Source organism: Thalassospira profundimaris (genome assembly GCF_003326755.1).
In the GTDB taxonomy this organism is placed as follows: domain Bacteria; phylum Pseudomonadota; class Alphaproteobacteria; order Rhodospirillales; family Thalassospiraceae; genus Thalassospira; species Thalassospira profundimaris_B.
In genome coordinates this window covers 41412-61419 of sequence record NZ_JPWH01000001.1, presented here as the reverse complement: position 1 = coordinate 61419, position 20008 = coordinate 41412, and the positions used below count along the sequence as shown (strand labels likewise).

Genomic DNA, 20008 nt, shown 5'->3' with positions numbered 1-20008 from the left:
GAAACTAGCACTTTGGTTTCATTGTGGCTATTGCTTATCAGGCCGCAAGCCGGCCTTGATGCAAATAGATCCTTTCCGGTGAGACGACCTGTCTTTGTGGCTATGTCGGGATTGTCGACGAGATTAAGAAACTATTCGACAATTTTGCGGGGTTGGATACATATGCTGTTAACGATAAGGATTTATACTGTTTCGGATTCCGTATTTTCGGATCAAATGCACAAACAACCGGGTTCATATGTCTGATAATTCACTCCCCTCTCCCGAGGCGTTTCTGGTTGATTATGTCCGGCGTCTGGAACGTCGGCGACAGGGTGTGGGTGCCGTGCATGTGCATATTTCCAAATTGCAGAGCTACAATCGCCGGGAACATCATATTCGCACCTGCCTGACCGCGTTCGAGGAACTGGTGCCCATGGTGGTGGGGCGTTTGTTTGTTCTGACCAATCAGGATATTATTTTTATTTTTGAACAAAAATACGTTGATGAAGTCAACGCGGCCCTTTTTCGGTTGAAATTCCTGTTTAACGATGACCCGCTGCTGGCGGACGGGGTGGATTCCGATGGTGCGCCGGCCAGCTTTACCGATTTTTTTGATGTCGATAAGCAATATAAGGATTTTCTGCATTTAACCCAGCGTCTTGTGCGCAGTAACGCCACGCGGGAAAAGACTGTTAGCCAGGCGGCCAGGCGTCATAATGATGCGCCGGACTCAAACGAGGATGGTGCGCCTTTAACGCCGAAAATTCTGGGCCGGATCGATGAGGCCCTGCGCCGTGCCGATTTGTCGAATTTGATGCGCCGCCAGGCGATTTGTGCCGTGGTGGGCGGGGCCCAACCAACCCCGGTTTTCCACGAATTGTTCATTTCGATCCGCGATTTGCAGCACACCCTGCTGCCTGACATCAATGTGACGTCCAATCGCTGGCTGTTTCAGCATTTGACGGAAATTCTTGACCGCCGGATGCTGGCTTTGCTGTCACGCACCAACGATACCAGTGTTTCGGGGTCAGTCAGCATCAATCTGAATGTTTCCACCCTGCTGTCGCCGGAATTTTTAACCTTTGACAGCAATGTCAAGGCGGGCCAGCGCGGGACAATTGTGCTGGAACTGCAAAAGATCGATATTTTTGCCGATCTGGGGCAGTTTTTCTTCGCCCGTGATTTTTGCCGGGATCGCGGTTATCGCATCAGTATTGATGGCATCAGTCATTTATCCCTGCCTTACATCAATCGCAACAAACTGGGCCTTGATACGATCAAGATGATGTGGTCGCCCGAGATGAAAGATCTGCCCGATGAAAAGGTGGATGAAATTCGCGAGGCGATCAAGGTGGCAGGCGATACACGGGTGATCATGTGCCGGTGTGATGACCAGAGCGCGATTGATTTTGGCCATTCCGTCAATATCACCATGTTCCAGGGCCGTTATGTTGAACATTTGCTGAATGAATATGCCCGGGCAAAAAAGTAACGGTCCAATTTCCTGACACATAATGTGGGACTCTCACCCGAAATACAAACACCGCCCGAAAGGATCAGGCGGTGTTTGTGTATCTGAATCGGCAAAGGGTGTCGGGTTTCGGGCCCGTTGCTTAATCAGTCTTCTTCGCGTTTGCTGACATGGGCTGTCTCAAACGTTGCCATATCGTTATGACAGGCGGCAGCCGCGCGCAGAAGGGGCAGTGTCAGGGCCGCGCCCGACCCTTCGCCAAGGCGCATATTGAAATCCAGCAGCGGTTTTTTACCCAGTTTTTCAACCAGATTACGATGTCCCGGTTCCGAGGAGAGATGCCCGACCAGGCAATGATCCAGCGCATCGTGGCGGATATGATGCAGGATGGCCGCAGCAGCACAGGAAACATAGCCATCGAGCACAACAGGCACGCGTTGCAGGCGGGCTGCCAGAATGGCACCGGCCATTGCGGCAATTTCACGCCCGCCAACGCAACGCAGCACGTCCAGCCCGTCGCGCATCTGGTTGCGATGTAAAATCACCGCATCGCCGACCACCCGGGTTTTAAGGGCAAGGGTGCTGTCATCAATGCCGGTTCCCCGGCCCGTCCAGTCCTCGGGTGTGCCACCAAACAGCGCATGCGAAATGGCCGCTGCCGCGGTGGTGTTGCCAATGCCCATTTCACCGGGGACAAAAACATCCAGCCCGGTTTCAACCGCGCTCATGCCAAAGGCCATTGCTTCGGCGCAGTCTTCATCGAGCATGGCGGCTTCGCGGCTGAAATCATTGGTGGGAATTTCAAGGGCGACTTCCATCACCCGCAATTCGGCATCGACTGCCTTGCAAATCTGGTTAATGGCCGCCCCGCCATTGATGAAATTTTCCACCATTTGCTGGTTCACACTGGCCGGAAAGGCGGAAACCCCCTGATCGCACACTCCGTGACTGCCAGCAAAAATGGTCACACGCGGGCGACTGGCGCGGGGGCGGGGGTTCCCCTGCCATTCCGCCAGCCACAGGCTGATTTCCTCGAGCCGTCCCAGCGATCCTTCTGGCTTGGTGAGGTGCGGTTCCCGGGCGATGACGGCTTCACGGGCGGTTTCATCGGCTTTTGGCAGCTCTGCCATCAGGGCGCGGATGTCATCAAGGTTTTGCGGCGGGTGTTTGGGATCGAACATCAAAAGTCTCCGGGGGACAGGAAACACCTGGGCTGGGTAATGGTGCTTGGCATTGTTGCGCACCATGATTAGTCTTCCCCCAGTCAAATTGCCAGTTTGAAAATCGGAAAATGCCGGTGTCATCAGATCAGCCTTTTTCTTCCCGCCCGCATTCTGACCAGATTGATCCTGCCGGAACAGTGCAGGATGCCGATGCGTCAGACGCCCGAAAGGCCCCGGAATCCGTTGAGGATGCGCGCGCGGCAGACCTGACCAATATGGAGCGCCTTGTGGCGGATTTCGGTCGTGCCCTGATGTTGCTGTCGCGCATTCCCTGGCCTGCCCGGCTTGAATTTCAGTCGGGCCTGATCGCCCGGTCGGTCTGGTGCTGGCCGCTGGTGGGAATCCTGCTGGCCGGGATGGCGGTTCTTCCCGCCCAGGCGGTTTTGGGGCTGACCGGCAATACCGGTCTGGCGGCGGTTTTTGCCCTGATGGCCCTGGTCGGGTTGACCGGGGCGCTGCACGAGGATGGCCTGGCCGATTGCGCGGATGGATTTGGTGGCGGCGTGACGCGAGAGCGCAAACTTGCCATCATGCGCGACAGCAGGATAGGCAGTTATGGCGTTGTCGCCTTGGTTATTGCCTTTGCCGCGCGGTTTTTTGTGCTCCAACAGGCCATTGAGAGCGGCGTTTTCATGATGCTGCTGCTGGTTGTGGCACTGTTTTCGCGTCTGTCCATGCCGGTTATCATGCTGTTTTTGTCCCCGGCCCGCGAAGACGGTTTGGGGCGTGGGGCCGGTCGTCCGGCTGTTGTGCCGTTTTTGGTGGCAGCCCTGTTATGTATTCTTCTTACCCTGCTTTTGGCCGGGCCGGTGATGATGCTGGCGTCCGTGCTGGCAATGGTTCTGGCCTGTTTTGTGGTGGGTTTGTTGGCCCGCTGGCAAATTGGCGGACATAGCGGGGATGTGCTGGGATGTTGTCAGATCGTGACAGAGATTTTTGTTGCGATCGCGTTATTATCCGTTTTGCACGGGGGGCTGGCATGAGCCTTTTTGCCGTCACACGCTGGTGGCTTGTGCGCCATGCGCCGGTTGATAATCCGGGCAGCGTGATTTATGGCCGAACCGACCTGCCTGCTGTGTTTGAGGACAAACCGGCATTGACGCGGTTGGCAGAAACCCTGCCAAAAAACCCGGTTTATATTGCCAGCCCGCTTGTGCGCAGTGTTGAAACCGTTCGTCAATTGCAGGACCAGCGTCCTGTTGCAGGTAACGAAGCTGACACTGTTGTGCGCGGGCGGGATGCGCCTGCTAAGGACCGTGATGAAACCGCAATCAGGAAGATGCCGGAATTTGCGGAACAGGATTTTGGCGACTGGGAAGGACAGTTATGGTCCGACATTCCTGCCGGTAAGGCCCGTTTGTTCTGGGATGATTATGCCAATGCCGTGCCGCCGGGCGGCGAAAGTTTTTGCCAACTGGCTGACAGGGTTGTGACGGCATTTAACCTGTTAAATCAGGTCCATGCCGGACAGGATATTGTGGCGGTTTTGCATGGTGGCCCCATTCGGGCCATTTTGGCACATGTTTTGGGGCTGGCACCCACTGCGGCACTGGCCTTTGATATTGCGCCTTTGGGACTGACGCGCATTGATTATCTGGACGCGCCTGAAAATCCCGGTTGGCGGATTGGCGGGGTTAATCTGCGCTTTAACCAGAATTAAAAGAGTTATATTGACGTACCGTCTTTGAGACAGGGGATCTGCCAGCCAGGAGTTGGACAGGAGTTAGGCGGATTTTCTGCTGACGACCGGTTCGTCGTAGCTTGAGAATTCGGCAAAAAAGTGATCCAGCGTGTCGTGGGAAATGCCATGCCGGATGGCAAGCGCATTGAGATCGTCCAGATAGGCTTTGTAATAATCGAGCGGACGGCTGCGGGCCTTGCCACGTAACGTGTTGGTGTGGGGGAAGTTTTTGGCAAATTCCGAGCTTTCGATGGCAACCGAAATGGTATCATCAAGAATGGCGGCGGGGATATTGTCAAACTGCTTGCCACAGGCCGAGAGCATTTTGCTGGCCGTCGGAATGGAAATGCCCGGCTGACCCAGCAAATGCGTGAGCGATTTGTCATCGAAACTGTCCCGGTCAAACAGTTTGACCAGGGCAGGCAGATCGCGCACCAGAAGCGATAACGCATTGACGCGAATGCCGCGTGCATGCGCCCACATGATGGCGGCAACCATCCCCATTTCGGCATCAGCCTGATACAGGGCGCGTACCTGCCGTCGCCGCAAAATGAGGTCATCGCCTTCTGCATACTGTTCCAGAAAACGGAAAAAATGGGGGGCATCCATCTGAAGCCGGTCAAGCAGCTTGGTCCACATGTCACGACGTGATGTGGTTTGCCATATGACATCTTCGCGGGTGCGAATCTTGTTGACGTAATGTTCTATAGCCATTGGGACAAACAGTTCTGGTTTTGTATGGAATGAGGGTTGGCGCGAATTGCTCGTGTCTTGGATCCCCGGGTTTTCCCGGTGTTACAATATCGGCACTGGCATTCCGTTTGTTCTTGTTGTCCCCATGTTTCCCGAAAGAGTGGGTCTTCTCAACATATCAATTCTTACAAATACTGACCTTTCGTCTAGGTAGGCCTTACTCTTTACGTCTTTGCTCCTTTGCTTAAGGTTGATGGATATGGTTTCGCTGCCGTTTGATGCCTTGAAAACTGCGGAGCTTCGGCATTTTAACGCTGGATGAAGAGCGGCCTTTGCCAAGACGGCCAGGCAGATTTCCAGTTCTTTCAACAAAAGACCCAAGATGCTGAAATTAATGGTAGAAACAACTCTTGCGGCCGCGAATTTTGGCCTGTTCCCGCAATGGGGGAACGGCGAGGGCGACGCGGGGCCTTCTAATCGGGACTGTTTTACGCTAGTGTCGCGTCGCCGACTGGAAACGGGAAACCGGTGCAAAACCGGTGCTGCCCCCGCAACTGTAACGGGATGGGTCATTTGTGGCAGACAGCCTGCCACCCACTGAAGGATGGGACACCCCCCTTTGGGAAGGGAAATGACCGACATGCCCGAAGCCAGGAAACCTGCCAGTGGTGATGTGGGTCTTTTGGGACTGCATCAATTGCAACCGGGTCTCGGGTGGAGACCATAGCGCAAGGAACGGGCGATGGCCCCAAAGGTTATTGAAAATGGCGTTCACCTGATATTGGGGGGGGCGCGTTCCGGCAAAAGCAAATTTGCCGAGGATATGGTCATTGCCGCAGGCGGGGGCACCTATATTGCCACCGGACGCGCCTGGGACGATGAAATGGCCGATCGTATTGCCCATCATAAACAGCGCCGCGGCCCGCTTTGGGCCACGATCGAGGAACCGCATGATTTGTGCGGTGTGCTTGAACGCCTTGATCAGCAAAGCGAAGGTCCGGTTCTGGTTGATTGCCTGACCCTGTGGCTGACCAACCTTATGATCGGCGAGCATGATATCGAGGCCGAGATCGAGCGCCTTTGTGCGCTTTTGCCCCGGCTGGCTTTGCCGGTTTTGCTGGTCTCAAACGAGGTTGGCTTTGGTATTGTGCCGGAAAACGCAATGGCGCGGGCCTTTCGCGACCATGCCGGGCGCCTGCATCAGCGCATTGCCGCACTTTCGCGTCAGGTGACGCTGGTGGTTGTGGGCATTCCAATGAGTGTTAAGTAATTTCAATCCGGTATGTGATACCCGGTTTTTCAAGGATTTAAAGATAATGGCGCATTTGGGTAAAATTCCCGCAACCGTGATTACCGGCTTTTTGGGGGCCGGTAAAACCACCATGATCCGCAATATGCTGGAAAATGCCGGTGGCAAGCGTATCGCCCTGATTATCAATGAATTTGGTGATGTTGGCGTGGATATGGAAGTCATCAATGGCTGCGGCATTGAAGGCTGTGCCGAAGAAGATGTTCTGGAACTTGCCAATGGCTGCATCTGTTGCACCGTGGCCGATGACTTTGTACCGACCATGCAAAAGCTGCTGGATCGCGATACTCCGCCTGATCATATCGTTATCGAAACTTCTGGCCTTGCCCTGCCCAAACCGCTGGTAAAGGCCTTTAACTGGCCGGAAATCCGTTCGCGTGTGACGGTCGATGGCGTTGTTGCCGTGCTTGATGCTGCCGCCCTGCGTGATGGCCTGTTTGCCCATGACCATGATGCAGTGCAGGCCCTGCGCGAGGCCGATGAAAACCTGGATCACGAAAGCCCGCTTGAAGAACTGTTTGAAGAACAGCTTCATTGCGCCGATATGGTGGTTTTAAACAAAACCGACCTTCTGACCAGCGATGAAAAAAGCAGGGTCGAGGCCGATATACGGGCGGAGCTGAAACGCCCGTCGGTCAAAATCATTGCGACCGAACATGCGCGCATTGAAAATGCCGTGCTGCTCGGTCTGGGGGCCGCCGCCGAGGATGACCTTGATAGCCGCCCGTCCCATCATGATGACGGCCATGAGCATGACCACGACGATTTTGAAAGCTTTGTTGTCACGCTTGATGATGTCACGGACCCTGCCGCCCTTGAAAAGCGCCTGATCAATGTGGTGCGGGAATTTGACGTTTTGCGCATCAAGGGGTTTGTCCATGTGCCGGGCAAGCCGATGCGCCATGTGGTGCAGGGTGTTGGTGAACGTTTCCAGCGCTATTTTGACCGCCCGTGGCAGGAAAACGAAACCCGCCAGTCGCGTCTGGTGGTGATTGGCCTGCATGATATGGACCAGCAGGCAATTACCAGCGCCATTCTGGCGGCCTGATCCGCTTAAACCCTGCAAGGCAGCAGCCTTAATGCTTCAGGCATGCTGCCTTTGTGCCCGAAAATTGCGGCAGTGATCATGCGCTGCCGCTGTTTTTGGGCCAGATAATTTAATGCCCATCCCTTTGCAGACAGGCCGAATTCATGCACTTACTTGCCGCACAGCCGGGAATGATCACCGATGGCAGCGAGGCCGTTGATTTGGGCCAAAGCCCCGGTGATGTTGTTATTCTCTCGGCAGCGGAATCCGAACTGGCCTGTCTGGCAACGGCACAGGGGCACCTGAATGCCGAATTTCCCGGCAAGGTGCCGTCGCTGCGCCTCGCCAGCCTGTTGCAGCTTGGGCATAACATGTCGGTCGATCTTTATATCGATGATGTGGTGTCCCATGCCCGTTTCATCATTGTGCGGGTGCTGGGCGGGCGCGGCTATTGGGAATATGGCATTGAACAATTCGTCGCACTGGCGCGCGAACGCGATATTCCGCTGCTGCTGCTGCCCGGCGATGACCAGCCCGATGCCGAATTGCTGTCGCTTTCGACTGTGAAAGGCCAGGCATGGCAACAGGTTTGGCGCTATCTGGTTGAAGGCGGGCCGGGCAATGCCGAAAATTTGTTGCGATATGTTTATGAATACATCGATGCGGAACCGGATAATGCTGATCCCGGCATCCAATGGCATTGGCAACCGCCTGCCCCGCTGGTCAAGGCCGGGCTTTACTGGTCGGGTAAAAGCAATGCGGCCCTGCCCGACCTTGCCGGTGTTTGGCAGGCTGGCAAGCCGGTGGTGGCGGTGGTTTTTTACCGCGCGCTGATCCAGGCGGGTAATCTGGATGTGATTGATGCCGTGATTACGTCGCTGGCACGGTCCGGCCTTAACGCCCTGCCCGTTTTTGTTTCCAGCCTGAAGGACCCGGTGGCCGCTGCCCTGGTGGCAGACTGGCTGGCGGAAACACAATGTGATTTGATTTTAAATACCACCGGCTTTGCCCTGGCTGTGCCCGGTGCCCTGCGCGGCGAAAGCCCGTTTGATGCCGTGGATGCCCCGGTGATGCAGGTGGTATTGTCAGGCGGGAGTGAAAGCGCCTGGCACGATGGCGTAAACGGGTTGGCCGCGCGTGATATCGCCATGAATGTCGCCCTGCCCGAGGTCGATGGCCGCATCTTTTCGCGTGCGATATCCTTTAAGGGTTCCGCCGGGCGGGATGTGCTGACCGAGATTGATCTGGTCAAATATATCCCGGTGCCGAACCGGGTGGATTTTGTTGCGCAACTGGCGGCAAACTGGGTGCGTCTGCGCCAAACCCCGGCCCCGCAAAAACGGGTGGCGATGGTGATGGCGAACTATCCCAATCGCGATGCGCGTTTGGGCAATGGTGTTGGCCTTGATACCCCGGCAGGCATGATCACCACGCTAAAGGCCATGCAGGCGGCGGGCTATGACATTGCCAGCCTGCCCGCAAATGGCGATGCCCTGATTGATCAGGTCAAATCCGGCCCGACCAATGATTTTGGTACCCTTGATCAGCGCGATATTCGCATCACCCTGCCACTGGCGGATTATAAGGCGGCCTTTGACGCCCTGCCCGTGGCCATTCGTGATCAGGTAAGCGATCGCTGGGGCACGCCGGAAAGTGACCCGTTTTATCGTACCGATAAAGGCGGCTTTGCCCTGTCGATTGTGCCGATGGGCAATGTGGTGGTCGGTTTGCAGCCCGCGCGCGGCTATAATATTGATCCGCTTGAAAGCTATCATTCGCCCGATCTGGTGCCGCCGCACAATTATTTCGCCTTTTATATCTGGCTGCGTCACAGCTTTGATGCCCATGCGATTATCCATTTTGGCAAGCATGGCAATATGGAATGGCTGCCCGGCAAATCGCTTGCTTTGTCCGATGCCTGCTTTCCCGAAGCGGTTTTTGGCCCCACCCCGCATCTTTACCCCTTTATCGTCAATGATCCCGGCGAAGGTACGCAGGCCAAACGCCGGGCGCAGGCCGTGATTATCGACCATCTGACGCCCCCCTTAACCCGTGCCGAAAGCTATGGCCCGCTAAAGGATATGGAGGCCCTGGTTGATGAATATTACGATGCCGCCGCCGTTGACCCGCGCCGTTTGGCCCTGCTGAAACGCGATATTCTGGAACTGGCGGTGCGCATTGGGCTGGACCGCGATTGTGGTATTGAAACCGGCGAAGATGAAGAAAGCGCACTGGCGAAACTTGATAACTATCTGTGCGAGCTGAAGGAACTTCAGATCCGCGATGGTTTGCATATTTTTGGCGAGGCCCCCGAAGGCCGCCTGTTGACCGACCTTTTGATAGCACTGGCGCGGTTGCCCCGTGGGGTTGATCGCGGCAAAACCGCCTCCCTGCAGCGTGCGCTGGTGCGCGACCTGATGCCGGAACTAACCGGCGAGATGGCGTTTGATCCGCTGGATTGCATCATGGGCGATGCTTGGTACGGGCCAAAGCCTGCCGTTCTTTGCGCCTATGACGGGCAATGTGGCCCCTGGCGCACATTGGGCGACACGGTGGAACGCCTAGAAGTGCTGGCCTATGACCTGGTAGCGGGTGAAAAGCAGGCGGGTGAAAGCTGGCAGCATACACAGGATGTTCTTTGCGATATCGAAACGTCCCTGCGCCCGACGATAACGCAATGTGGTACGGCCGAGCTTGCTGGCATTTTACGCGGCCTTGCCGGGCAGTTTGTTGAACCGGGGCCATCGGGTGCACCAACCCGGGGGCGGCCCGATGTATTACCCACCGGACGTAATTTTTATTCGGTCGATACCCGCACCGTGCCCACACCGGCGGCCTGGCATCTTGGCTGGAAATCGGCGGAATTGCTGCTGGAACGCCATGTGCAGGAACATGGCGAATGGCCGTCGGCCCTGGGTCTTTCGGTCTGGGGAACCAGTAATATGCGCACCGGCGGCGATGATATTGCCCAGGCAATGGCCCTGATGGGGGTTAAGCCAACATGGGATTCTGCCTCACGCCGGGTGACGGGGTTTGAGGTTTTGCCTCTGTCGCTGTTGGGTCGGCCGCGCATTGATATTACCCTGCGCATTTCCGGCTTCTTCCGCGATGCCTTCCCCGGCCTGATTGATTTGTTTGACAGTGCCGTGCGTGCGGTGGCCGCGCTGGAAGATGAACCGGCCGACATGAACCCGATTGCGGCGCGGGTGCGTGATGAAACCGAGCGCTTGTGTGCCGATGGCATGGCAGCCGAACAGGCCGGTGAAATGGCGGCCTTTCGGGTGTTTGGTTCCAAACCTGGGGCTTATGGGGCCGGGTTGCAGGCCATGATTGATGAAAAACTGTGGGAAGATGAAGCCGACCTTGCCAATGCCTACCTTGCCTGGGGCAGTTATGCCTATGGCAATGGGGCCAGCGGCACACAGGCGCGCCGGGTTTTTGAAACGCGGTTGGGTGCGGTGGATGCGATTGTCCATAACCAGGATAACCGCGAACATGACCTGCTCGATTCCGATGACTATTATCAGTTCGAGGGCGGAATGACATCGGCGGTAAGGCATCTTTCAGGCCAGCAGCCGGTGATATATCATAACGACCATTCCCGCCCCGAAAGCCCGAAAATCCGCACCCTGAACGAAGAAATCGCCCGTGTGGTGCGGGCCCGTGTGGTGAACCCCAAATGGATTAGCGGTGTGATGCGGCATGGCTATAAGGGTGCGTTTGAAATGGCGGCAACGGTGGATTACCTGTTTGCCTTTGCCGCGACAGCGCGCTGTGTTGCCGACCATCATTTTGATCTGGTTTATGATGCCTATCTGGGCGATGACACGGTGCGCGATTTTATTGCCGACCATAACCCCGATGCCCTGAAGGACATTCGCGACCGCCTGGCCGAGGCGATTGACCGTGGCCTGTGGCAACCACGGCGCAACAGTGTTACGGCAGACTTGATGGAGAATATCAATGCGCGCAGTTCACATGACCCAATTGGTCGATAATGGTATGAAGCTGTTGATGCGCAAGGGTATTATGGCCGGGGCCGTGATGCTGCTGTGTCTGAATGTTACCCCTTCACAGGCCGGTGAAAAAAACGCCGCTGGCACATGGCAGGCCGTGCCCAATGGGGCCTTTTACTGGCAGTTGCAGGGGGATGTGACCCCGGCCAAAGGCAGCCGGGTGGTTGATAGCGACCTGTTTGATACCCCGGCAAGCCAGGTTGCAAAATGGCGCAAACAGGGGCTTTACCCGGTTTGTTATGTCAATGTCGGGGCGTTTGAAGACTGGCGCGATGATGCTTCGGATTTCCCCGAAGACGTGATTGGTGCGGCCTATGATGGCTGGGATGGGGAACGCTGGCTGGATATCAGCCAGTATTGGGCCTTTAACCAGATCATCGAAGCAAGGCTGGATCTGTGCGCCAGCAAGGGTTTTCTGGCGGTCGAGCCTGATAATATTGATGGTTATGACAATGAAACCGGGTTTGATATTTCGCGCGATGACCAGCTTGCCTATTTGCGCTGGTTAACCGAACAGGCCCATCAGCGCGGCCTTTCCATTGGCCAGAAAAACGCCCCTGACCTGGTTGGTGATCTGGTGGATGAGATGGATTTCGCCCTGCTGGAATCCGCCTGGCGCGACGGCTTTCTCGAAGATTTCAGCCCATATCGAAACCAGAACAAACCTGTCTTTGCCGTGGAATATCGCGAAGATGGGGCCAGCCTGAAAAAGATGTGCGCCGATATCAGCCAGCAGGGATTTATTGGTGTTCTGGCCGATTATGACCTGTCGGGCCATATCGAGAACTGCCGGTAAAACCTCCACACCTGATGACGCCATGTGAGACGGGAGAGGGGCGCGGCTGCGTTTTTTGAGAATACGTGGCCTGCCTGCTGCCTTGTGCCGCTAGCTTCCCATGCATCGGTCGGCAGGGGATGGCGTTGCCCTGCATTCTCCAGCGTGAAAGACACGTATGGGCAGGTCATTTGCCTGTCTTTGCAGGCCCCATGTCAACCACAGCGCAATAATGGGCATCGGGGCTGCCAAATCGGATCGATTTAGAAACAATCCTGAAATACTTTATGTTGTGGCGGGTGGAGTGCTGATCACAAAAAGTGGTTTTTCGGAACCTTTCGGTAAACTTTAACGTTTCCGAAATGGGTGATTTATGCGTTAATAGTTTATTAACCCATGGTTGGGCGAAGAGTCACCCCATTAGGGGCCAGGACGCAGCGGCGAACACAGCCGGTTAAAATGCGCCAGGCCCAAGGCAGGAGGCCGCGATGGAGACTTTGAAACAGGTTCGTTTGCCCCATTATGCGCAAACACCGCCCCCCGCACATGGCGGACATGCGGATATTATCGATTTCCTTTTAACCGGGCAGGATGTGCCCCAATGGCTGCGCGATGATTTGCACGGCAAGGGCACCATGCGTCCGGCACGCGGTGCGATTGGGGCGGTGCTGGCCTTGCGTGAACATTTTGGCAAATGCCACGAACCGGTCAGCCAGAAACAGTTCCGCGATGGCCTGAACGAGCTGGGCCGCCATTTTCCCCTTCCTGATAACCAGCATATCAAATCCCGCGAGCGGATTTACTGGCGCTATTTGCAGGGGGTGGAAACACCCGTCTGGCAGGCGACAGTATCGCTGGCCCATATCCGGCAAAAAACATTCCCCGTGGTGCGCGACCTGCGGGCATTGATCGATGATGTGGTTGCCAGCCGCAACTGGGCCGAACGGCGGCTTGAACTGGTTGAACACAGCTTTTCCATGCCTGCCAATACGCCAAATGCAGTGATGGCAAAGGCGCTGGTTCGGTTGCGGCAAATGTCGCCGGGTGATCGGTTGCAACTGTTTAACAAGGCCCGCATGCGCCGCCCCGAACTGGCCAATACCGACATGCGTGAACCCGCCAAATGGGCTGATCTGGTGGTTTCCGACCTTGGTGTTGCCTCGCGCTAGGCCATGCCGGGTTGGGTGTTTCGCACCGGGGCTTTTGCATTGGGTTTACGGTGATGGGTACGGCGACGCGCGTTTGCTGGCCTTTTGGTAACCTGTCATGGTTCATCCTCCCGGTACTGTGACAGGCCAAAGGTTTTGATGGGTGTTTTAGGCAACCGTCGGTCTTTGCGCAGGCTTGGCCTTAAAGGCCATGAAACCGGATTTGAAAAATGGTGTGCCATATGGTGTGGCGCACCATTTTTATTTTGGTGGGGACGGGGGATAGTGTGGATACGGGCAGAGACATGGTGCTGAAATTATTGCCGGCATCGGCCCTGAAAATTGACAATCCTTCTTGATTGTCACCGGGCTTTGGCCGAGTTTGGCACCCTTCAATGCGGCACTAAAGCCCGAAGCTTAGCAAGGATGGGAAACCAATGACCGATCAGACCGAAAGCCCGGCCACGACCAGCGAACTTGATGCGCAAAATGCCCGCCATGATGAAAAAATGAAGAAAATCAAGGCGGCGCGCGACAAAATGATGGCGGCAAAGATCGACAAAAAAGGTCTGGTTATTGTTCATACCGGCAAGGGCAAAGGCAAATCATCCTCGGCCTTTGGCATGGCGATGCGCTGTGTTGGCCATGATATGAAGGTGGGCGTGGTCCAGTTTATCAAGGGTGGCTGGGAAACCGGCGAGGCCAAATTACTGGCGAAATTTCCCGACCTGTGCGATTTCCACGCGATGGGGGCAGGCTTCACCTGGGAAACACAAAATCGCGCCCAGGATATTGCCCTGGCCCGTCAGGCCTGGGAAAAAGCCTGCGAAATGATGCGCGATCCGTCCTTTTCGATGGTTATTCTCGACGAGCTGAACATCGTTTTGCGCTATGATTTTTTGCCGCTTGATGATGTGCTGGCAGCGCTAGTGGAAAAGCTGCCCGATCAGCATGTGGTGATTACCGGCCGCAATGCGCCTGATAAACTGATTGAAGCGGCCGATCTGGTGACGGAAATGACGCTGGTGAAGCACCCGTTCCGTGAGCAGGGGATCAAGGCGCAGATCGGCGTTGAATTTTGATTTTCGGGTGTAAGGCCCGACAGGCAAGGAAAGTTTCGGTTTTATAATGAATGGACCGGCGGGCAATAGCACCCCGGCCCTGATGTTGCAGGGCACCGGGTCGGATGTGGGAAAATCGCTTCTGGTGGCGGGCCTGTGCCGGGCATTTGCCCGCCGTGGCCTGCGGGTGCGCCCGTTTAAACCGCAAAATATGTCCAATAACGCCGCCGTCACGGCCGATGGCGGCGAAATTGGCCGGGCGCAGGCCTTGCAGGCGCGGGCCGCCGGGGTGGAAACCACGGTGCATATGAACCCGGTTCTGTTAAAGCCGCAAAGTGAAATTGGTGCGCAGGTGGTGGTGCAGGGCCAGGTCCTGACCAGTGCCAAAGCGCGCGATTATTACCGCCTGAAACGCGACCTTCTGCCGCGCGTGATTGAAAGTTTTGATATCATTGCGGCCGATGCCGACCTTGTTATCGTCGAAGGGGCGGGGTCACCGGCAGAAGTGAATTTGCGCGCCGCCGACATTGCCAATATGGGCTTTGCCGAAGCCACCCAAATGCCGGTTGTGCTGGTGGGTGATATTGACCGGGGCGGGGTGATTGCCTCGATCGTGGGGACACATAACCTGCTGTCTGAAAGCGACCGGCAGTGGCTGAAGGGCTATGTGATCAACAAGTTTCGCGGTGATGTATCGCTGTTTGAATCGGCGTTGGAGATTATCGAGGATCATACCGGCCTTAAAAGTTTTGGTATCGCAACGTTTTGGCCGGATGCGGCAAAGCTGCCGCCCGAAGATGGCGTGGCATTGGGCCAGGCGGAACGTTACCGTAAATCCCTGCGTCGCCCGGTAACGGGCAGGAATGCCGGGGATACGGGCGATGTTGGGGGAAGCAAGCGGGAAGGATTAACAGCGCAACCCCTGCTTCGCGTGGCGGTGCCGCATTATCCGCAGATTGCCAATTTTGATGACCTTGACCCCCTGCTGGCCGAACCGGGCATTGATTTGATGCTGGTTAAGCCCGGCGAGGTCATACCGGCGGGCTGTGATTTGGTGGTGTTGCCTGGCAGTAAATCGACGCTGGCGGATTTGCGGTTTTTAAAGGCGCAAGGGTGGGATAGCGATATTATTGCCCATTGGCGCAATGGCGGCCATGTGATGGGGATTTGCGGCGGGTATCAAATGCTGGGCACGCGCATTTGCGACCCGGACGGGGTTGAGGGCGAACCGGGTGAAGAGGCGGGCCTGGGCCTGCTCGATGTGCAAACCGTGATGGAAGGGCGCAAAACCCTGCGCCAAAGCCAGGCGCGGGTGGTGGGCCATGCCCTGTGTCCGGTAGCGGATGGTACGGCCCTGACGGGTTATGAAATTCATATGGGGCACACCACCGGGCCGGACCGCAAGGCGGGCTGGGTTGCCATACCCGGCAATGACGAAGCGGATGGGGCGATTGGCGGGCAGGGCCGGGTGATGGGATGCTATTTGCATGGCCTGTTTGCCAGCGATGATTTCCGCCGGGCTTATCTGGCCGCGATTGGCGGGCAGGGGACATGGGACCAGAATGTCGCCTTTGAAGCCGGGATTGAGACAATACTGGATGGCTTGGCGTATCATCTGGAGCAATGCCTGGATCTTGATGCTTTATGGGAACTGGCAAAAACACGCAATAATCCGATGATTTAATTCGTTTTGTTAACGTTTTAACGGCATAATGCGCGGGCATGTTTAAACGGCATGGGTGTTCGGGCCAGCGATGGCTTTACATTCCCCCCCGCGACATGTTTTTTAAAACTATTGCAAAACGGTCCCAAACCGGGTCAAACACCGTGAATTGTCACCTTTTTAGTCCTGATCGGTAACTGTCTGACCATGCGTCAATTATATCATTTCTGGCTGTCTCCGTTCTCGCGCAAGGTCCGTCTGGTTCTTGCGGAAAAGAAACTGGATTTTCAACTGGTTGCTGAGCCGGTATGGGAACGGCGTGAAGAATTCCTGCGCATGAATCCGGCGGGTATGGTGCCTGTTTTGCAGGAAGAAGATGGCACCATCATTTCAGACTCGACCGTGATTTGTGAATATCTTGATGAAGTGTATAACGACGAACCGCTGATGGGAAAAACCCCGGTCGAGCGTGCGGAGATCCGGCGTCTGGTGGCGTGGTTTGATGGCAAGTTCAATCAGGAAGTCACGGAAAACCTGCTGGGGGAAAAGTTCCTCAAGCGTTTTTTTGCGCCCGGATCAACCCCGGATACCGGTTGCCTGCGCGCCGGTCGCGTCAATATCGGCCATCATCTGGATTATTTGGGCTGGCTGTTTGAACGGCGTAAATGGCTGGCGGGGGACCATATGACAATGGCCGACATTGCCGCTGCTGCGCAAATTTCGGTAATCGATTATATGGGCGACATTAAATGGTCGCGCCATGAAGCGGCCAAGGAATGGTATATGCGCATCAAAAGCCGCCCGTCGATGCGCGATATTCTGGCCGATAAACAGGCGGTGTTTCCGCCTGCATCGCATTATGCCGACCTGGATTTTGAATGACATCCCCGGTCCAGCCTGACGATAACGGGTTTTACCCTGAAGGCGGGCTGAATGTTGCCAGTTACGATTTGCGGGCCGAACTGGACCGCAAACTGTTTGATGATCCGCTGCCATTTTACCGCGACTGGGCGCTTGAAACCGGCGGGCCGGTGCTGGAGCTGGGCTGCGGTACCGGGCGGATTGCCGGTGATATTGCCCGCCAGGGCATTGCGGTGGAGGGGCTTGATCTTTCCGCGGCGATGCTGGCCCAGGCCCGCCGTAACTACCCCGATGTAACCTGGCATCAGGCCGATATGTGCGATTTTGACCTGGGCCGATCATTTGCCCTGGTGATTATTCCCTTTCGCGGATTACAGGAAGTCACCACGGCAAGCGGGCAGCGTGCGGCCCTGTCGCGGGCCTTTGCCCATTTAAAACCCGGCGGAAGGCTGGTGTTTGATTTGATCGATCCTGATTTGCGCTATTGCCTGCCCGAAGGAGATGCGGAAATTGTGCAATTGCCGTTATTTCCCATGCCTGCAGGTATGGGCGCGACGGATAGCCGCTTGCGCATCACGGCGATGGAACGTACCAACACCCCCCTAACCCAGCAATTTTGCGAACATTGGCGGTTCGAGGAAATTGCGCCCGATGGTACGGTGCGCCATCGGGAGGATAACTGGCATTCGATGCGCTGGGTGCATCGGGCAGAAATGGCCCTGATGCTGGAATTATGCGGTTTTATTTCGATTTCGGAATATTCAGGATTCAGGCAGGAACCCCCGCGTTACGCGGCCAATCAGGTTTGGGTGGCGCAGCGCCCGGCGTAAGGCCGGTTTATCGGTGCTTGATGTCTGTCTGATCGTAAAACAGGCCCTGTCATGAGAATGCAGGGCCTGTTTGCTCGTGCGGTCATAACGGATTGAACAATCCGCTGATCAGGGTTTGGCCGGCAGAAACTTCTGCGCGTCGGCCAGGGCATCCTTGCGTTCGCGATCGGGCAGTGGCACCAGGCCATTATCCACCAGAAGTCCGTCCTCGCCGATCATGTCATCGGAAACATAGGTGGCAACAAAGGATGCCAGTTCAGGCACAAGCTGGCGGTGGTCATCCTTGACATACAAAAACAGCGGGCGGGAGCCCGGATAGCTGCCATCAAGGATGGTTTCATATGTTGGTGTCACACCACCAATGGGAATACCCTGCAGGGTATTTGCGTTCCGTTCCAGGTTGTTAAAACCCATGATCGCATAAGATGTCGGGTCTTTTTCCAGCTTGCTGATCAAAAGCCGGTCGTTTTCACCGGCCTCGATATAGGCGCCGTCTTCGCGCATGGTGCGGCATAACAGACGGAAGCTGTCGGGCTCGGCACTTTCCATTGCCGCAATATCGGCAAAGGTACGACAGCCACGATCCATCAAAAGCTGACCCAAAAGGTCGCGGGTGCCCGATGTGGGCGGCGGGCCATAGACGCGAATGGCAAGGTCGGGCAGGTTGGGGTCGATATCTGACCATTTTTGATAGGGGTTGGGCACACTCGCCCCTTGAACCGGCACGGTGCGGGCAAGGGCGAGATAAAGCTGACGCGGGCTGAGTTTCATCGCAGGTGCCTCGCGCGAGCCGATCAGGACAATGCCATCATATCCAATGCGGATTTCGGAAATATTGCGCACGGAATTGGCGGCACAGACGGCGCGTTCGCTGCCGGTAATCGGGCGGGAGGCATCAACAATATCGGGAAATGTTTCGCCAATGCCGCCACAAAACAGCTTGAAACCGCCGCCCGACCCGGTGCTTTCCACAACCGGGGCCGGTTTTCCGGTGGTTTTGCCGTAATATTCGGCCACCCTGGCGGTCAGGGGATAAAGTGTCGATGACCCGACAATGCGAATCTGATCACGCGCCTGAGCGGCATGACTTCCAAACGCCGCCCCGATCGCCAGGGCAATTACAGCAGAACAAAAAGAACGGCGCATCCTATCCCCCGATGCAGTCATAAAATCATCAAACCGGATGTTTCCGGGTGAGTGAAATGCCAGCCCCAAAATCGCGAAGGGACGGGGCTGGCCTCTCAACCGGAAGGCACCTTAGTTCTTCTTGGGGCTTTCTTCCATCTTCTTGTCGTTACCGTTTTCTGAATCTACATCCATTTTTTCGATATTGTCGCGTGCGGCCTTGGCCGCCGGTGTGCCATCGCCCAGTTCAATCACGGCCAGCCAGTCCTTGCGGGCGGCTTTGTTGTTGCCAGCAATGCGGTAAAGGTTGCCGCTTTCAAGATGGGCCTGCAAATGGTTGGGCTGCAATTCAAGGGCGCGGTCAATATCTGCCCGGGCAAGGTCATAGGTTTTAAGCGCCCGCCACGCACTGCCGCGATAAACCAGGGCATCGACATTTTTGGGGTCAAGGTCCAGCGCCTTGTTCAAATCGTCAATCGCTTCCCAATATTGTCCGGCCATGCCCAGGGTAACGGCCCGGTCTACCCACAGGCTGGGGTCTTTATCGACCAGTTTCAGGGCGCGGGTCTGGTCGCGCCAGGCAAATTGCAGGTTATTGACCATCGTCCAGGCCTGTGCGGCCTGGGCCAGAAAACCGGCGACAATATCGGGGCTGGATTTGCTGTTATCGGCCATGTCATCAAGTTTGGTCGCCGCCTCGGTATAGTTGCCAAGCCCGATCAGGGCGACGGCTGCGCAATGTTCGGCCGGTTCACCACCGCCCATTTGGGCCCACTGGCTGGCACTGTCATAGCCATCCTTTGGTTTGAGGCGTGCCAGTTTGAGGCATGCGGCATATTCGTGGGCGGCATCGGTTTGCGGAATGACATCGGACTGGTTTTGCGCCTGCGCCACACCGGGGGCGAGAACAAGGCTTCCGGTAAAGGCCCCGATCATTCCGGCACTCACGGCTGTAAGCAGGGACAGTCGGCGCAGGCCGGAAAAAGATGAAACGATACGTCCGGGCATGGAATCCTCATTATGGTTCGTGGCAGTTGGGGGCATAAATCAGCCTGTTGATGATAGCCGATTTGCCAGCATCCCACGGAATGAAAACGGCAACATGATGATTGTGTTCCCCCGGCAGCTGACTTTTGCCAAATA

The 20008-nt window shown here is 56.1% G+C and carries 16 protein-coding genes and 1 riboswitch; of the genes, 12 read left to right on the top strand and 4 right to left on the bottom strand.

Going from position 1 to position 20008, the window contains the following annotated elements; genetic code table 11:
• The first annotated feature begins 238 nt into the window (after positions 1-238).
• On the top strand, positions 239-1474 hold the full coding sequence (locus TH25_RS00220; RefSeq protein ID WP_114086431.1) for a hypothetical protein: 1236 nt from the start codon (positions 239-241) through the stop codon (positions 1472-1474).
• 125 nt (positions 1475-1599) lie between these two features.
• Here the strand turns inward: TH25_RS00220 and cobT are convergent, their stop codons facing one another.
• The gene (gene cobT, locus TH25_RS00215) at positions 1600-2634 is read right to left on the bottom strand and encodes a nicotinate-nucleotide--dimethylbenzimidazole phosphoribosyltransferase (protein WP_114086430.1); all 1035 of its coding nucleotides are present in this window, start codon (positions 2632-2634) and stop codon (positions 1600-1602) included.
• Between the two features lie 116 nt (positions 2635-2750).
• On the opposite strand from cobT, the gene cobS reads away from it, so the two are divergent.
• Positions 2751-3659, top strand: a complete 909-nt coding sequence (gene cobS, locus TH25_RS00210) for an adenosylcobinamide-GDP ribazoletransferase (RefSeq protein ID WP_258548960.1) — start codon at positions 2751-2753, stop codon at positions 3657-3659.
• Complete coding sequence (locus tag TH25_RS00205; protein WP_181847304.1) at positions 3656-4336, top strand: histidine phosphatase family protein; 681 nt, start codon at positions 3656-3658, stop codon at positions 4334-4336. Before cobS ends, TH25_RS00205 begins: the two co-directional genes overlap by 4 nt.
• Before the next feature lie 63 nt (positions 4337-4399).
• Here the strand turns inward: TH25_RS00205 and TH25_RS00200 are convergent, their stop codons facing one another.
• A complete protein-coding gene (locus TH25_RS00200; protein ID WP_114086427.1) occupies positions 4400-5071 on the bottom strand; it encodes a hypothetical protein in 672 nt (223 codons plus the stop codon).
• Between the two features lie 456 nt (positions 5072-5527).
• Positions 5528-5731: riboswitch (cobalamin riboswitch) on the top strand.
• A gap of 61 nt (positions 5732-5792) precedes the next feature.
• Here TH25_RS00200 and cobU point away from each other — a divergent pair.
• The 9 genes from cobU (at position 5793) to TH25_RS00155 (ending at position 17740) form a co-directional block, all read left to right on the top strand.
• On the top strand, positions 5793-6320 hold the full coding sequence (gene cobU, locus TH25_RS00195) for a bifunctional adenosylcobinamide kinase/adenosylcobinamide-phosphate guanylyltransferase (RefSeq protein WP_114086426.1): 528 nt from the start codon (positions 5793-5795) through the stop codon (positions 6318-6320).
• 46 nt (positions 6321-6366) lie between these two features.
• Positions 6367-7407: a cobalamin biosynthesis protein CobW gene (gene cobW, locus TH25_RS00190; protein ID WP_114086425.1), complete on the top strand. Its 1041-nt coding sequence runs from the start codon at positions 6367-6369 to the stop codon at positions 7405-7407.
• A 143-nt stretch (positions 7408-7550) separates the two neighbouring features.
• Positions 7551-11384: a cobaltochelatase subunit CobN gene (gene cobN, locus TH25_RS00185; protein ID WP_114086424.1), complete on the top strand. Its 3834-nt coding sequence runs from the start codon at positions 7551-7553 to the stop codon at positions 11382-11384.
• Complete coding sequence (locus TH25_RS00180) at positions 11350-12198, top strand: endo alpha-1,4 polygalactosaminidase (RefSeq protein ID WP_258548959.1); 849 nt, start codon at positions 11350-11352, stop codon at positions 12196-12198. Before cobN ends, TH25_RS00180 begins: the two co-directional genes overlap by 35 nt.
• Positions 12199-12665: 467 nt before the next feature.
• A complete protein-coding gene (locus TH25_RS00175) occupies positions 12666-13346 on the top strand; it encodes a hypothetical protein (protein WP_101265539.1) in 681 nt (226 codons plus the stop codon).
• A gap of 416 nt (positions 13347-13762) precedes the next feature.
• Positions 13763-14407 carry a cob(I)yrinic acid a,c-diamide adenosyltransferase gene (gene cobO, locus TH25_RS00170; protein WP_114086423.1) on the top strand — a complete coding sequence of 215 codons (645 nt, stop codon included), beginning with the start codon at positions 13763-13765 and terminating at the stop codon, positions 14405-14407.
• A gap of 46 nt (positions 14408-14453) precedes the next feature.
• On the top strand, positions 14454-16070 hold the full coding sequence (locus TH25_RS00165) for a cobyric acid synthase (RefSeq protein ID WP_258548958.1): 1617 nt from the start codon (positions 14454-14456) through the stop codon (positions 16068-16070).
• A 186-nt stretch (positions 16071-16256) separates the two neighbouring features.
• Positions 16257-16931: a glutathione S-transferase family protein gene (locus tag TH25_RS00160; protein WP_114086422.1), complete on the top strand. Its 675-nt coding sequence runs from the start codon at positions 16257-16259 to the stop codon at positions 16929-16931.
• Positions 16928-17740, top strand: coding sequence for a class I SAM-dependent methyltransferase (locus tag TH25_RS00155; RefSeq protein WP_114086421.1), 813 nt, complete (start codon positions 16928-16930; stop codon positions 17738-17740). Before TH25_RS00160 ends, TH25_RS00155 begins: the two co-directional genes overlap by 4 nt.
• A 108-nt stretch (positions 17741-17848) precedes the next feature.
• On the opposite strand, the gene TH25_RS00150 is transcribed toward TH25_RS00155, so the two are convergent.
• Positions 17849-18886, bottom strand: coding sequence for a substrate-binding domain-containing protein (locus TH25_RS00150; RefSeq protein WP_114086420.1), 1038 nt, complete (start codon positions 18884-18886; stop codon positions 17849-17851).
• Positions 18887-18997: 111 nt separating this feature from the next.
• Entirely contained in the window at positions 18998-19873 is an 876-nt protein-coding gene (locus tag TH25_RS00145; RefSeq protein WP_114086419.1) for a tetratricopeptide repeat protein, read from the bottom strand.
• Between the last annotated feature and the right edge of the window lie 135 nt (positions 19874-20008).

Bases quoted from the DNA above. Each gene is read 5' to 3' on its own strand.
- cobN (WP_114086424.1), top strand. From the start codon at position 7,551: ATGCACTTACTTGCCGCACAGCCGGGAATGATCACCGATGGCAGCGAG.
- cobU (WP_114086426.1), top strand. From the start codon at position 5,793: ATGGCCCCAAAGGTTATTGAAAATGGCGTTCACCTGATATTGGGGGGG.
- TH25_RS00220 (WP_114086431.1), top strand. From the start codon at position 239: ATGTCTGATAATTCACTCCCCTCTCCCGAGGCGTTTCTGGTTGATTAT.
- TH25_RS00155 (WP_114086421.1), top strand. From the start codon at position 16,928: ATGACATCCCCGGTCCAGCCTGACGATAACGGGTTTTACCCTGAAGGC.
- TH25_RS00145 (WP_114086419.1), bottom strand. From the start codon at position 19,873: ATGCCCGGACGTATCGTTTCATCTTTTTCCGGCCTGCGCCGACTGTCC.
- TH25_RS00160 (WP_114086422.1), top strand. From the start codon at position 16,257: ATGCGTCAATTATATCATTTCTGGCTGTCTCCGTTCTCGCGCAAGGTC.
- cobO (WP_114086423.1), top strand. From the start codon at position 13,763: ATGACCGATCAGACCGAAAGCCCGGCCACGACCAGCGAACTTGATGCG.
- cobT (WP_114086430.1), bottom strand. From the start codon at position 2,634: ATGTTCGATCCCAAACACCCGCCGCAAAACCTTGATGACATCCGCGCC.
- TH25_RS00205 (WP_181847304.1), top strand. From the start codon at position 3,656: ATGAGCCTTTTTGCCGTCACACGCTGGTGGCTTGTGCGCCATGCGCCG.
- TH25_RS00180 (WP_258548959.1), top strand. From the start codon at position 11,350: ATGCGCGCAGTTCACATGACCCAATTGGTCGATAATGGTATGAAGCTG.
- cobW (WP_114086425.1), top strand. From the start codon at position 6,367: ATGGCGCATTTGGGTAAAATTCCCGCAACCGTGATTACCGGCTTTTTG.
- TH25_RS00175 (WP_101265539.1), top strand. From the start codon at position 12,666: ATGGAGACTTTGAAACAGGTTCGTTTGCCCCATTATGCGCAAACACCG.
- TH25_RS00150 (WP_114086420.1), bottom strand. From the start codon at position 18,886: ATGCGCCGTTCTTTTTGTTCTGCTGTAATTGCCCTGGCGATCGGGGCG.
- TH25_RS00165 (WP_258548958.1), top strand. From the start codon at position 14,454: ATGAATGGACCGGCGGGCAATAGCACCCCGGCCCTGATGTTGCAGGGC.
- TH25_RS00200 (WP_114086427.1), bottom strand. From the start codon at position 5,071: ATGGCTATAGAACATTACGTCAACAAGATTCGCACCCGCGAAGATGTC.